The 410-nt window shown below is 68.0% G+C and carries 1 protein-coding gene; it reads right to left on the minus strand.

Annotated elements, in window-relative coordinates; all coding sequences use genetic code 11:
* The coding region (locus IO30_RS41065) for an acyl carrier protein (RefSeq protein ID WP_037895499.1) at positions 1 to 410 on the minus strand (410 nt) is incomplete at both ends.

Consider the following 410-nt stretch of genomic DNA (forward strand, 5'->3'; position numbering starts at 1 on the left):
CAGCCGCGCCACCGCCGACGACGTCGGGTGATCGAACACCAACGTCGACGGCAACCGCACACCACTGACCTGCGTCAGCCGGTTACGCAGCTCCACCGCACCCAGCGAATCGAACCCCAACTCCTTGAACGCACGCTCCGCATCAACCGCCGCACCCGACGCATGCCCGAGCACAGCAGCCACCTGCCCACGCACCAGATCGAGAACAAACCGCTCCCGATCCGCCTGCGGAACATCAGCCAACTGCCGCGCCAGCGAACCACCCGCACCCGCACGACGAGCCGGAACCCGCACCAGCCCACGGAACAACGCCGGCAACAACCCCGCCCGCGCCTGCGTCCGCAACGCACCCGCATCCAACAACACCGGCGCAACCAACGCCTCACCCAGACCCAACGCCCGGTCGAACA

This window comes from Streptomyces xanthophaeus (genome assembly GCF_000725805.1).
GTDB lineage: Bacteria > Actinomycetota > Actinomycetes > Streptomycetales > Streptomycetaceae > Streptomyces > Streptomyces xanthophaeus.